Annotated in this window: 10 protein-coding genes; 3 read left to right on the top strand and 7 right to left on the bottom strand. The window is 37.8% G+C overall.

Features of this window, described 5'->3' with window-relative positions:
* Positions 1–67 precede the first annotated feature (67 nt).
* Genes ACSSV9_RS09990 through citF form a run of 3 tightly spaced genes read left to right on the top strand, consistent with a single transcriptional unit; the run spans position 68 to position 4,267 of the window.
* Positions 68–1,501, top strand: coding sequence for an MmgE/PrpD family protein (locus ACSSV9_RS09990; RefSeq protein WP_437347109.1), 1,434 nt, complete (start codon positions 68–70; stop codon positions 1,499–1,501).
* 4 nt (positions 1,502–1,505) lie between these two features.
* Positions 1,506–2,717 carry an aldolase/citrate lyase family protein gene (locus ACSSV9_RS09985; protein WP_437347108.1) on the top strand — a complete coding sequence of 404 codons (1,212 nt, stop codon included), beginning with the start codon at positions 1,506–1,508 and terminating at the stop codon, positions 2,715–2,717.
* Positions 2,714–4,267 carry a citrate lyase subunit alpha gene (gene citF / locus ACSSV9_RS09980; RefSeq protein WP_437347107.1) on the top strand — a complete coding sequence of 518 codons (1,554 nt, stop codon included), beginning with the start codon at positions 2,714–2,716 and terminating at the stop codon, positions 4,265–4,267. The genes ACSSV9_RS09985 and citF overlap by 4 nt, the downstream gene beginning before the upstream one ends.
* Positions 4,268–4,269: 2 nt before the next feature.
* Here the strand turns inward: citF and ACSSV9_RS09975 are convergent, their stop codons facing one another.
* The 7 genes from ACSSV9_RS09975 to acs form a co-directional block, all read right to left on the bottom strand.
* Positions 4,270–5,727 carry a two-component regulator propeller domain-containing protein gene (locus ACSSV9_RS09975; protein ID WP_437347106.1) on the bottom strand — a complete coding sequence of 486 codons (1,458 nt, stop codon included), beginning with the start codon at positions 5,725–5,727 and terminating at the stop codon, positions 4,270–4,272.
* Positions 5,724–6,695 carry a DUF4249 domain-containing protein gene (locus tag ACSSV9_RS09970; RefSeq protein WP_437347105.1) on the bottom strand — a complete coding sequence of 324 codons (972 nt, stop codon included), beginning with the start codon at positions 6,693–6,695 and terminating at the stop codon, positions 5,724–5,726. The genes ACSSV9_RS09975 and ACSSV9_RS09970 overlap by 4 nt, the downstream gene beginning before the upstream one ends.
* Positions 6,692–8,917 (bottom strand): TonB-dependent receptor, encoded by a 2,226-nt coding sequence (locus ACSSV9_RS09965; RefSeq protein ID WP_437347104.1) that lies wholly within the window; start codon positions 8,915–8,917, stop codon positions 6,692–6,694. The genes ACSSV9_RS09970 and ACSSV9_RS09965 overlap by 4 nt, the downstream gene beginning before the upstream one ends.
* Before the next feature lie 182 nt (positions 8,918–9,099).
* A complete protein-coding gene (locus ACSSV9_RS09960) occupies positions 9,100–9,516 on the bottom strand; it encodes a hypothetical protein (RefSeq protein WP_437347103.1) in 417 nt (138 codons plus the stop codon).
* Positions 9,517–9,741: 225 nt separating this feature from the next.
* Entirely contained in the window at positions 9,742–11,151 is a 1,410-nt protein-coding gene (locus ACSSV9_RS09955) for a sigma-54-dependent transcriptional regulator (RefSeq protein ID WP_437347102.1), read from the bottom strand.
* A 10-nt stretch (positions 11,152–11,161) separates the two neighbouring features.
* Positions 11,162–12,346, bottom strand: coding sequence for a sensor histidine kinase (locus ACSSV9_RS09950; protein WP_437347101.1), 1,185 nt, complete (start codon positions 12,344–12,346; stop codon positions 11,162–11,164).
* Positions 12,347–12,413: 67 nt separating this feature from the next.
* Positions 12,414–14,294 (bottom strand): acetate--CoA ligase, encoded by a 1,881-nt coding sequence (gene acs / locus ACSSV9_RS09945; RefSeq protein ID WP_437347100.1) that lies wholly within the window; start codon positions 14,292–14,294, stop codon positions 12,414–12,416.
* Between the last annotated feature and the right edge of the window lie 80 nt (positions 14,295–14,374).

The raw sequence follows: 14,374 nt of genomic DNA, 5'->3' as shown, positions 1-14,374 counted from the left end.
ACTGGCAAAATAAATAATCCTTCGCTTTCGCTATATCTTCAATTATTAATTACATAAGGAATATATTATGGAAAAATCCGTTTCACGAATTATTTCCGAATTTGCCATTGATTTAAAATACGAAGACATACCGGCAGAGGTTATTTACGAAGCCAAGCGTTATTTGTACGATTCAATCGGATGCGCATACGGTGCTTACGAAACTAAAGACGTTAATATCATAAGGAATTATTTTCGAAATATCGGCGGAAGGCAGGAATCAACGGTTATAGCTTTCGGTGACAAACTTCCATCGGCTCATGCTGCTTTTGTAAATTCTCAAATGATTCGGTCACTCGACTTTAACGACATTTACTGGAAACAAGATCCGTCGCATCCGTCGGATTTGATTCCCGCAGCGCTGGCTGTCGGGGAATTTTCGAACGCTAGCATGAAATCTGTTTTGACTGCAATAGTACTGGGATACGAATTCGAACAACGTCTTTGCGAAATTGCTTTCCCAGGTATTAGAGAACGCAAATGGCACCATGCCACTTTAACTCAGTTTGTTTCACCTATAGTCGCAGGTAAGTTGCTCAATCTGGACGTCGATCAGATGGTAAATGCTATCGGCATTAACGGTTCTCATAATTTTACTTCTGGTGCGCCGGCTTCGGGACAACTATCGATGATGAAAAATACAGTGGATCCAATGGCTGTTTTTAACGGAGTAATCTCCAGTTTCCTTGCCAAAGAGGGCTTCAGCGGACCTGAATTTATTTTCGAAGGTAAGGAAGGTCTATTCGATTGCATGCTCGGCTGGGATTATAAATCGAGAAAAAGTAAACCAGTCTCTATACCTGGTTTGGAAAGTTACGGCGAATGGCAATGGAAGATTGAAAATCTTTTTAACGACTTAGGGACAAGATATAAAATCCTCGAATGCAGCATGAAAGCTTTTCCTACCGAAGCATTAACTCACACCCACATTTCCGCTGTTCTATCGATTGTAAACAAATATGACATTCAACCCGAAGAAATTGAAAAGATAACTGTTACAACAATTGCGCGCGTTTGCGATATCCTGTTCGATCCGCAGAAATACAAACCGAAATCGAGAGAAACAGCCGACCATTCATTGCCTTACTGTATTGCCGTGGCAATAGTCGACAGGAAAATTACAACCGATTCATTTTCGGAAGAAAAAATCAAAGACCCGCGTATATGGTCGATTATTGATAAAATTGAGGGAGTAGCATCGCATGAATTTGAAAAATTGTTTCCCGAAAAACAACCATCAAAAGTTAGTATTGTTACTAAAGACGGGAAAGAATATTCAGAATATCTCGAATATCCCAAAGGACATCCCCAAAATCCGATGACCGACGATGAACTGGAGACAAAATTCAATAGTCTTTCTTCAAAAGTATTGAGCACTCAAAAACAAAAAGAAATAAAAGAGCTTGTTTATAATTGTGAAAAGATGGAAGCAACTAAATTCATGAATAACTTAATTGTGTAGTTCTATGAAAACACAAATTGTATCCGATATAGCTTCGGCTGGTAACAGGTCCGATAAAACACGTTCGGACTGTCATATAACAATAAAAAAATTACATCGAAGTAGAAAATTAACCATTAAATTGAAAAGCAAAGTTGAAAAACTCTACAGCGTTGACATCGAAAAATTGCTTCGCAAAATTTCAGCGTTTTACGATTTAAACGGCGCTGAAATTGAGATTGAAGATTTCGGAGCTCTTCCTTATACAATAGCTGCACGATTCGAAACCGCATATAAAAGAATTTTCAAAAATGAAACGAGAGAATTTCTCTTCCCTCTTAAAAAAGAATTAATTACACCGACTTCAAAAGACAGAATAAGAAGAAGCCGACTTTATTTACCCGGCAACGAACCGAAGTTTCATATCAATGCGGGACTTCATAAACCTGATGGAATTATTCTCGATCTCGAAGACAGCGTACATCCTTCCGAAAAAGATGCAGCTCGAATTTTGGTAAGAAATGCATTGCGTGCTCTCAATTTTTACGGCGCCGAAAAGATGGTCAGGATAAATCAACTTCCACTTGGTATCGAAGATTTAAAATCGATTGTTCCACATAACGTTCATGTAATTCTTATTCCCAAATGTGAATCTAAAGAGACTGTCTTAAAAATTGAAGAAGAAATCACGTCCATTAAGAAAGAAAAAAATATTCATAATGATATTTTTCTAATGCCGATTATAGAAAGCGCAATGGGCGTTATCAATGCATACGAAATTGCTTCGGCATCTACAAGTATATGTGCCTTAACTATTGGTCTCGAAGATTATACAGCGGACATTGGCGTTCAAAGAACAGAAGCGGGTTTAGAAAGTTTTTATGCACGCTCTACAATAGTAAATGCTGCCAGAGCTGCTGGTATTCAAGCCATCGATTCTGTTTATTCAGACGTTGGGAATACAGAGGGTCTTCTAAAGAGTTGCCTGGAATCGAAAGCTCTCGGATTCGAAGGCAAAGGATGTATACATCCAAGACAGATAAAAATCGTTCATCAAGCTTTTGCACCAACTCCTTCTGAAATTGAAAAGGCAAGAATAATAGTAGAGGCATACAACGAAGCTAAAAGAAAAAATCTTAGTGTTATTTCAATAGGAAGTAAAATGATTGATCCCCCTGTAGTCAAGCGGGCATTAAAAATATTAGAATCAGCAAAACTAAATTTAGAAGAGCTATGAAAATGATAAAAAACAAAGTTGGTAGATATGTACCGTTGTATGTAAACGGAATAAAGCAGGTACCATTTAAAGGCATCGATAAATACGAACCAAAAGGCAGAAAAGCCGCTCCACCCATTCCCTCCTGTGCGGATTATCCTAAAGACGGCAATAAAGTTGTACGAAACTTGAAGAAAGCTCTCGAATTGTCGGGATTAAAAGACGGCATGACAATTTCAACCCATCATCACCTTCGAAACGGCGATATGGTTACAAATTACTTATTCGATGTTGTCCATTCAATGGGCATCAAAAATATTACATGGTTTCCGAGCGCATCTTTCCCCTGCCATGAATATTTAATCAAGTATCTTGAGGACGGAACAATTCACCATATTGAAGGTTCATTAAACGGACCGCTGGGGAAATACGCCAGTATGGGAAAGATGAAAGGAACCGGTGTCTTACGTTCTCACGGCGGAAGGTATCAGGCAATCCAGGATGGCGAAGTACATATTGATATTGCGGTAATTGCCGCTCCTGCAGCGGATATGTTTGGAAATGCTAACGGATTATACGGAAAATCTGCTTGCGGCGGTTTGGGATTTGCGCTGGCAGACTCGATCTATGCAGATAAAGTAATAATTGTCACCGATAATCTTGTTGATTTCCCCTGTACACCATGGCAAATTTCTGGCAACAATGTCGATTATGTCGTGGTCGTTGATACAATAGGCGATCCTTCTAAAATAGTAAGCGGTACGACTGAAATAACTAAAAGTCCAGATCGACTTCTAATAGCCGAATATGTGGCAGAATTTATGGACGTAGCAGGAATTTTAAGAGACGGATTTTCGTTCCAGGCCGGCGCTGGCGGTACAAGTCTGGCATTTATACCATTTCTAAAAGAAAAAATGAAACAAAAAAATATTAAAGCACGATTTGTTAGAGGTGGTTCAACTAAATATTTAGTAGAATTACTCGAAGAAGGTTTGACTGATTACATCCTCGATGGTCAAACATTTGATCTGGAAGGCGTACGTTCTATGAGAGAAAATCCCAGGCACATTATGACCTCTCCATTTACGAGTTATAATTTTCATGGCAAAGGGAATTTTGCATCGATGGTAGACGCCGTTGTTTTAGGAGCAACAGAGGTAGATATAAATTTCAATGCCAATGTAGTCACGCATTCAGATGGATTATTATTGCATGGAATAGGTGGATGGCAGAATTGTCTTTATGCGGGTTGCACGATTTTGGCAGTGCCATCTTTCAGAGACAGGATTCCTATAATTGTCGACAATGTAACAACATTGTGCGGTCCAGGAGATTTAATCGATGTCGTAATTACAGAACGTGGTATTGCTATTAATCCAAAGAGAACTGATTTAATAAAAAAAGTAAAGAATAGTTCTCTGCCAATACGTTCAATTGCCGAAATTCAAAAAGAAGTATATGAAATATGCGGTAAACCTGAAAAGCCCAGAATCGACAGACGAAAAGTAGTTGCCGTCGTTAAGTGGGTAGATGGGACTTTACTGGATTCAGTTTATAGGGTAACCGAATAAATTTAAAAGTTACCCTTTTTTACTTTTGCCAGTCCTCCTCCAAAAGTAGCTATCCACAAATTACCGTCGGCAGCAATTTTGATATCGACGACCTGGCTTGCAAGCAATTTTGAATTCGAGGTATTAAAGAAATATCCGTCTAAAGGATTGGTTCTGAATTTAGTCAATCCGTTTTTAGTACCGATCCATTTATTCCCTTCCTCGTCTATATAAATTGACTCAACAAAATTCGAGGGCACGCCGACAAGCTCCACCTGTTCCCAGGTGCCGTTTTTGAATCTTGTCAATCCCCCTAATTCGCCTTTTTCGGGGCTACAGACATGAGCCACATAAACATAACCTTCTTTATCACACGCAATATCTTTTATTGAATTTCCAAGATTTTCACTTAGATTCATATTCGACATATCATAAACTTTCCATTTGTTGCCGTCATACATATTTACTCCAGCGCTGTTTGTTGCCACCCAGATGTTATTAAAATTGTCAACTGCAATTCCAGTTACAAAATCGCTCGACATTCCGGAGCTTCTATCAAAAATTTTCCAGACCGTTCCATCGTATCTTACCAAACCTTTTTGAGTACCGATCCACATTACATCATTCTTATCGAAAATAATGCTGGTAACGTATGAATCGGGTAATTTTGAAGTAAGGTCGACCCACGATACACCGTCGTATTTTTGAAGGCTGCCACTTGTCGCCACGTACAATTCATTGTTGTGTATGTAAAGATGATTGATAAAGTTATATTTGAGCTGAGAATTTGATGTCTGAAAAATGTCAAATTTATTACCGTGAATCCTTACAATTCCTTTGTCTCTTGTTCCGACCCAAACATTATTAGCATCTACAGCCAGGCAAGAAAGGTGGTTGCTTGTCAAATCTGAATTACTGAGATTATAATTAACCCATTTACTTGTATCGTCCAGCTTGAAATTAACGTATTGTATTTTATTATAAGTTACCTTTACAATTGTACTATCTGAACGATGCAGTGGCAAATCGCACCTCAATTTATATTCACCTACTAATAAATCAGTTATATATTTTGGTGTTACGAATCCGGTATTTTTGTTATTCAGATAAATTAAAGCTCCAGCCGGATTACTATTAACATAAATAGTTCCGAAATTTATTGGATTCTGATAAAAGTCAATATAAATAGACTTACTTTCAGCATAACCAAGTTGGACTGCAAAAGTTGTATCTTTGAACAAGTCTTTTTTCAAAGTAACATAGTGCAAACCTTCTGACAATCCTTTAATAGTGTCGGGAGTTACAAATCCCGAATTTTTGCCGTCGATATAAATAAGAGCTGAATCCGGTTTACTATCCAGAATTACCTTGCTTTTAGATAAAATTAGTGGTTCTGTTGAACCTGTGTAAACTTCCCTATTGCATGAAATAAAAATGTTGAGCAGCAGTAAAGCTGACAATAATTTGATGAAACTTTTCATTCTTTCAATCCTGGTATGTAACCAAATGACCTGATATAATCGTGTGTAAATCGGAGTACATAGTAATTCCGATTATAAGCACCAAAAACGCCATATCCACCTTTAATATTTGAATAATCTTTTTCGTCGAGTTTTACGGAAAAAGCATTGTCGGCATTTGCGGTGGTGTTGTAGTAAATGCTCAAATTTTCGTCGAGTGCAATTACCTCCAGAATGCAACTCAGTATTTCAAATTTGCTCTTGTCAGATTCTCCTTCCGAAAGAAGTTTCATCGCTTTATCAATTGTTGTCATATCATAACTGAAACGACTTTGAGTTATTGGCTCCGGATAGTCAGGTACAAATTTGCCCTCGTATTCGACATAACTGTGCGGCACCACATAAATATATCTTTTTTTCGTACCGCCTTCGTGCTTAAAATAGTAAATACCCAATCTTACCACAAAGACCGGTTTGGTTTGATTGCTGTTCCAGACGACCTGAATGTAATCACCTTTTTTGGGAGGAATAAGAGTATCCGACAAAGCTCCGCTGAATGTTATTTGTTGAGGAACTGTTGTGGACGAAGATAAAACCCTTCCGTCAGGAAGTATTGCTTCGATTTCAAGCGGCTGACCGGCTACTGGTTTAAAATTCTCAGCATAATAAATTCTGTAAGGAGATTTGTATTTGTCATCAGGCGCGCGCTCAACAATCGTATCTTTCAGAATTACGACATTGTCATTTCCACTCCATAACCTGACCAGTGCATTTTGTATCGATTTATCCTCCGTATTAGAGTATGGATCAAAATTTTCTGAGATGTAACTTTTCGATAATAACGCCACCTGATAATTTGTATCGGCTCTAACAATGCAATTCAGAACATATTTTTCTTTTAAATCTCCGTATGGGTTGAAGGCATCGTTGCAAGATAGAATAGTTAGCATGAATAAAATCAACATCAAATAAAAAAATTTCATTTTCATAATTCCACCTTAAGTGAGAAAGTGGGAAGAAACGGCAGCATATTGACTCTTTCCCCGGTATCCTTTTTGAAATAAAAAATATTAGCTCTGTCGTAAAGATTAACAATATTGAAATCGAGGTATAAATTCATAAAAGGAAAAATGAACTTTTTAGAAATATTTAAATCGAGTCTGTGATAGTCTGGTAATCTTCCAAGATTTTGAATGCCAATTAATGTATAAGGTTTTCGGGGATCATTGTAATTCCACGAATCGAAGAAATTATCGAGATAAAGTTTGTCGTAATAACCGAGAATTTCAGTAAAAGGAAGACCTGATGAGTAAACCCATATAATACTTGTATGCCAGCTATTACCAAAATCGATGTCCAGCATAACATTAAAATTATGTCGTGTATCGTAACGCGGATAATATCTTTTCCCGTCGATTACTTTGTAGGCATAAGCGTGTGTGTAAGAAGTGGTTAGTTTGACACTCGATGTTGTGATCGATGCGTTAACTTCCAGACCATACGATTCACCCTCACCTGCTTTAAAATCGTTGTCCGTCGCATAAATTTTATCTTTGTTTAATACTGGCAAGTTATTCACAGTTTTATAGTACGATTCAACGCCGAATTTCCAGAAATTTCCGTTATCAAACTCAACACCAAATATTGCATGCATAGCTTTTGCCGGCGGAAGATACGCTGGAGTAATAATCCATGGTTCGAATATATTTATAATTTCGTCTTCATCTGAGACCGTTGTCAATGTTTGTTGATAAATGCCCCACGCGCCTTTAACCGTCAGAAAATTCCAGAATGTATAAAATGCATTTAATCTTGGTTCAATAAAGATTTTCTCTTTGTTTGGTGAAACCGATGCAAGATTAAATCGGAGCCCCGCATCAATTGCGAAGTTATCGAATCTCAAGATTTTATATTTGGTGTAAAGTGAAATATCTGTGCCTTTGTTATTAATATCTGTATCCTCGTCAATCCTGTTTTCAATAAACAAATTTGTATTTATTTGATTAATATGAAATCCTACACCCAACTCGTCCTTTGAATTGAAAATATAAGTCAGATCCATTTTCATCGAAATATCGTTAATTTCATTTCTCGATTTACTGAGTGAGCTCAACTGCGGTAAAACTTCGCCCTGGAAATTGCTTAAAGATAAACCGAGTTCAAGAAAAAGAGGAATATCGCCCACAAAGAACCATCTGAAACCGAACAAATTATTTTTCCATCCGAAATCTTCTATTGTAGGATCCGGATTATCAATTTTATCGCTGCTAAAAAATCCGTTCACAATAAACTTACTGCCCGGTATAAAATCCTGATTCGAGTAATTCATTTTAAAGGATAGATCGTAGAAGTCCGCCGGTACATTTTGATTATCCAGGAATTTCTTAAGAATTTCGGTTGAATAACTTTTTCTACCACTCAAAAAAAACGAGCCGTGAGGCAATGGACCTTCAAGGAATAATTTGGTGGACAAATAACTTGCACTTGCCTTTGCACCAAATCGATTTTTATTACCGTCGTTTGTTTTGATATCGACGACGGACGAAATACGTCCTCCGTAATTTGCAGCAAATCCACCTTTATAAAATTCGATATTATTTATAACATCCGGGTCAATTACACTGAAAAGCCCGAGTGCATGAAATGGATTGTAGAGTGTAATTCCGTCGACTAAAATGAGATTCTGATTGCTTGCCCCGCCTCTTACATAAAACCGTGCCGAAACATCGCCGGTCGATTGAACACCCGAAAGATATTTTAGAGAACGGAATAAATCGGATTCGACTCCTTTGGGAAGATATTCTAAATCCCGACTTAAGATTCTGCGTATACTTATATCCGTTCTGCTTTCTTCAACGAGCTTTTCTACTTTCTCAATTGCTTGCAGTTCAATTTCGGAAGGTAAAAGTTGAACGTCGTAATGTGTTATTTTATTCGGAGAAATTTTAATATTTATCTTTTTGGTATGATAGCCGATATAAGAAATTATCAAAGTAAAATTTTGATTTGCTGGTATAGACGGAATCAGGAAATATCCTCTGGAATCGCTTGCCGTACCTATTCCCAATTCTTTCAAAAATACATTACAGTAAGCCAGCGCCTCAGAAGTTGTCGAATCGGTAACCAGCCCTCTCAATGTACCTGTGTTTTGAGCCGCGATGTTCGAATAAATTATTGCTAACAGTGTAAAGTGATAAATTATATTCTTCATTAAAAGCAGATAAATATTGCATATGCAATATATGATAATTTCATTACATAACATTATTGAATTGGATAGTAAAATAAAAAAGGCTGTTCCAAGCAATCCCGGGTAATGTATCTAGGAGGCTATGAAGTTGTGTTAAAAAACTTCCCCGGTCGGTTCGGAACAGCCTTTATAAGGCGGGGGTGTTAATTGTTTACTGCTACTGGTATTTTCATCAATTTATTCGAAATTTCATGAAAGAACAGATCTGGATTTTCCTTTTCTACTTCTGTTATTTTAATATCTGCAAACATATCATAAAAATTAAAGTAGAGACTTGCCAGTTGAGCTTTGTATCTGATAGAAGGAGTATTTCCTTCTAAAGCCAGTTCGTATAATTTTCTAACCAATCTACTATAATCTTCATTCGGAAATTTGCTTTTGACCTCCATTATATTGAAGATGGAAGATTCAACTATTCCCGAATGTTCGACATTCAGATTGTAAAGAAAACGCTCGTTGACTTTTTCAATCAACTTTTTGTATTCCGGCTGCTGCGCAAAGATATTAGTTGCCAAAAATGTAACTAAAAGCACAGCTGCTATTTTATTAAGTTGCTTCATTTTTTCCTCCTTGTTAATAGTTCGTTTATAACAATTCAAAGCCCGTGCCAGAGTATATAATTTATTAACCTGCACAAATAACAAAAGATTAGGTATTTAGGTATTGCCACATTTTTTCCTAATTTTTGTAGGTTTCGACGTAACTAATAGAAAAATAATAACTTACGGAATTGCACTAATGTGGCACCTGCAGTTTTGTGGCACCCCTTTAGAGAGAATTACGGATTATTTTTTTCTACTGAGTCTATTATTGAGGGCTCTTCTACTTAAACCCAGCAGTCGTGCAGCTATCGACTGATTATTGTCAGCTCGTTTAAGTGCTTCTTTAATAAGTGCTTCTTCAATTTCTTTGAGCGTCGGTAAATTTTCGGGGAATACAATTTTGTCGAGAACTTCTTCTGTCTGTTCGGGAGGGGTATCTTTTTTCATACTGGAAAAAATTTTATCGCGTATCGAGTCGAGCGAAAGCACTCCAAACCGATGTCTACTAACGGCATCGTATATCAAACCTTCGAGTTCTCTAATATTGCCAGGGAAATGATAATTTGAAAGGAGCGTATAGAGTTCCTTAGGTGGAGTTGGTTTTTTCTTATTAAGTTTTTCTGCTGCTCTTTCAAGAAAATGATCGATAAGTAAAGGTATGTCCTCCTTCCTTTCTCTCAATGGAGGAATGTGAATATGATGAGTTTGAAGTCTGTAATAAAGATCTTTTCTGAATTTGTTACTTCCTTTCAAATCTTCGATTTGTAGATTAGTAGCACAAATTATTCTAACATCTGCCTGTTTTGGAAGATCTGAACCGAGCGGATAATACTTGTTATCCTGTATGAGCCGTAATAATTTAACCTGTGATTCGATACTTAAATCTCCAATTTCATCAAGAAAGAGTGTCCCTTTTTCTGCCTGTTCGATCAATCCTTTGCGGTCCTGTTCGGCACCTGTAAACGCGCCTTTTTTATGACCGAAGAGGGTATCGGAAAACAATGTATCGTCGAGACCTGCAACATTGACAGCTATCAAATTGCCGGTTCTTGAACTCACTTTATGAATTGCCCTGGCAATTAATTCTTTTCCGACGCCGGTTTCGCCGGTAATTAAAACTGGCAAAGGGGAATTTGAAATTGCTTCGATATATTTGAAGATTGAACGCATCGATTTGCTTTTTGTGATAATTTCTTCAAAGGCATCGGGATTTTCGATTTTGTCTTTGAGTAAATAATCTTTCAAACGTCGATTTTCTGAAAGCACTTCCCTGTATTCAAGCGCTCCTCTGATGGTTGTAACCAGACGGGTATTGTCTACAGGTTTTAAGATATAATTATAAGCCCCTAACTTTATACTTTCGACAGCACTCTCAACATCGTTCAGAGCAGTTAAAATTATTACAGGTATCTCCGGGAATTGATCTTTGATCTTAGGCAAAAGCTCAAGCCCAGAAATTCCAGGCATATTTACATCGAGAACAATCAACGAGAATTTATCTTTTTCGAGCATATCCAGTACTTTTGTACTGTCGTGCTGCAGTCTAATATTATTAATGCCATCGGAGTTTAATGAAGTCTCGACGCTGTAGAGGAACTGTTCTTCGTCGTCGACCAGTAAAATCGGTAATTCAGGATAATCTGCTATTCCCATCTTTCCTCTTTTAATTTATCGGCAAAAGAATAGTAAATTTGGTTCCGTCAACGTTGCTTTCCACAAGAATATCTCCGCCGTGATTTTTGATAATATTATACGAAACATAGAGGCCCAGACCTGTGCCGCCAGAATTTCTTTTGGTCGTGAAAAAAGGATCGAAAATGAACTTAATATTTTCGGGTTCAATTCCAGTGCCTTCGTCTCTAACTTCAATTGCCACAAAGTTTTCTTTTTGATAGATCGAAATTTCAATACCGCGATTTTTATCCGGCAACGCCTGACATGCGTTTGCAATTAGATTGATCATCACCTGTTCAATTTGCTGTGAATTGCCTTTTATATTCGCTATTTCATAATTGTAATTCACTTTTAAATTATTTGTCGATTTTTTTATGAGATTTGATGTAATCATAACAGCTTTTTCAATCACCTTATTCAGGTCAACCGGTTGATCTAATCGTCCGGAATCTTTTTTTGCAAATTCTTTTAAACTGTTTGTAATTTTTTCAATTCTCGTAGAACCCTCGATAATTCCATCCAGGGCTTGAGTAATTTTTACAAAAGCCTTTTCCGATGGAATACCAGCAACATAATAGTCGTTGTTGATTGTTGCATATTCTTTCAGGACTGGCATGATATCGTCGAAAGCTTTTTTAAGGAACTGTGCATTTAACAGGATGAAATTGTTGGGATTATTTATTTCGTGAGTAATTCCGCTAACCATTGTTCCGAGCGCTACCATTTTATCTGCCTGGATCAATTGCTTTTGTTTCAATTCTGCCAGCTCCTGCGCTTTTTTTAATTCAGTTATATCGTTAATAAGTCCATCGTAATAAATTACGTTTCCGAATTCGTCTTTCGACAAAACGATGCTGTTTTTTACCCATCGAATAGAACCATCTCGATGGATGATCCGATGCTCGAGTGGTTTCACTTCAATTCCTGCGAGAGCGTCTTCAGCTTGTTTCAACACAGCAGGTCGGTCGTCGGGGTGTACCATTCTATACCAGAGTTCAGGGTCGTTTTGATAATCTTCCGAAGTGTATCCTGTAACAGCTGCACAACCAGGTCCATGATAGGTTTTAACTGCTTTGCCGTTTTCGACTTTTACAGAATAGATATAGTCGGTAAGATATCTTATTAGTCTGTAATACCGTATTTCAATCGGGTCTAATTTAAGCTCTTCTTCCATAGCGCCTTCAAATTTACAGCGCAAATTTAAACAATCCCGAACTAATTTGTGTACGATATTACACTAATTATTCTTCCATTGTCGAAATATTGCCGGGGTCAAGACCCAGTGCTCGTGCTTTCAATACACGGCGCATTATTTTACCGCTCCGAGTTTTGGGTAATGAATCGACAAATTCAATACTTTCTGGTTTAGCTATTGGTCCTACTTCGTGGGCAACATGTTTTCTCAATTCTTCGATCAATGCAGTCGATTTTTCATATCCGTTTTTCAGAATAACATAAGTATAAATTGCGTTTCCTTTTACATCATGTGGCAAACCAATTGCTGCGGCTTCGGCAACCGCTGGATGACTAACAAGAGCACTTTCGATTTCAGCTGTACCGAGTCGATAGCCCGATACTTTAATAACGTCATCAACTCTTCCGATAATCCAGTAATATCCATCCTCATCCCGACGCGCGCTGTCGCCGGTCATATAATACCCCGGATATTTACTCCAGTATTGACTGACATATCTTTCTGGGTCCTTATGGACGGTGCGCAACATAGCCGGCCATGGAGTTTTAATAACAAGATATCCTTCTTCGTTCGGTTTGACAGAATTACCATTTTCATCGAGGATGTCCATTTCGATTCCAGGAAATGGTCTTGTTCCAGATCCAGGTTTAAGCGGCACAGACGGCATGGGCGTTATCATAAACATCCCTGTTTCAGTTTGCCACCAGGTATCCATTATGGGGCATTTTTCGTTACCCACAACTTTAAAGTACCATTTCCACGCTTCAGGATTTATTGGTTCGCCAACAGTACCTAACAATCGCAACGAAGATAAGTTGTGTCTTTTAACCCACGATTCGCCAAACCTCATTAAACCTCTGATTGCGGTAGGAGCAGTATAAAGAATGTTAATGCCATATTTTTCTATCATTTGCCACCAGCGATTTGGATATGGAAAATTTGGTGCTCCTTCATAGACAAATGAAGTTGTACCGTTCAAAAGCGGGCCATAGACAATATAACTATGACCGGTAATCCAGCCAGGATCAGCTGCACACCAGTACCTATCTTCTTCTTTAATATCGAATACAAATTTAAGTGTGGTATAAACTCCAACCATATAGCCGCCATGAGTATGCAGGATTGCTTTTGGCTTTCCTGTTGTGCCAGAAGTATAGAGAATAAACAATGGATCTTCAGCATCCATAATTTCGAGAGCACAATTTTGTGTGGCAATTGGGAGATTCATTAAGTCGTGATACCATAAGTCTCTGCCCGCTTCCATGTTAATTTCCTGTCCAGTCCTTTTGACAACGAGCACATGTTCAACCGTGCCGCAGCGTTGAAGTGCTTCGTCAGCAATTTGTTTTAAAGGAACAATTTTTCCTCTCTGGAACGCCCCGTCAGCCGTGATTAATACTTTCGAGTTACTGTCTTCAATTCTTTCCGCCAGAGATTCAACGGAAAAACCTCCATAAACTACTGAATGAATTGCCCCAATACGCGCCGATGCTAACATGGCAATAATTATTTCCGGTATTCGTCCCATATAAATTGTAACCCTGTCGCCTTTATTCACACCCATGCTTTTTAATACATTGGCAAATTTGCAAACTTCGCGATGAAGCGCGAAATACGACATAGTTCTTAATTGTCCGTCTTCTCCCTCCCAGATAAGCGCAAGTTTATTTCGCCTGTATGTTTTAATATGTCGGTCCAAACAATTGTAAACAATATTTGTTTTTGCTCCGGTAAACCATTTATAAAATGGTTTATTGGAATCATCAAGAACCTTTTGCCATTTTTCAAACCAATCAAGTTCATTAGCCATTTCTTCCCAGAAACCTGCGTAATCTTTTGTTGCCCTCTCGTTCAATTCATCCCAGTTCTTAATATTGGCATTTTTAATGACTTCTTTGGATGGATAATAAACTTCACCGGATAGCATAAACCCTCCTTGTTTTTTTTCAGCCAATAATTTATTTTAGGGCAAGAAAATAAGATATAACGTCTATAAATGCAACATCT

The organism is Melioribacter sulfuriphilus, assembly GCF_051488685.1.
In the GTDB taxonomy this organism is placed as follows: Bacteria; Bacteroidota; Ignavibacteria; order Ignavibacteriales; family Melioribacteraceae; genus Melioribacter.
The sequence above is the reverse complement of the archived record's forward strand: the minus strand, read 5'-3'. Positions and strand labels throughout refer to the sequence as shown.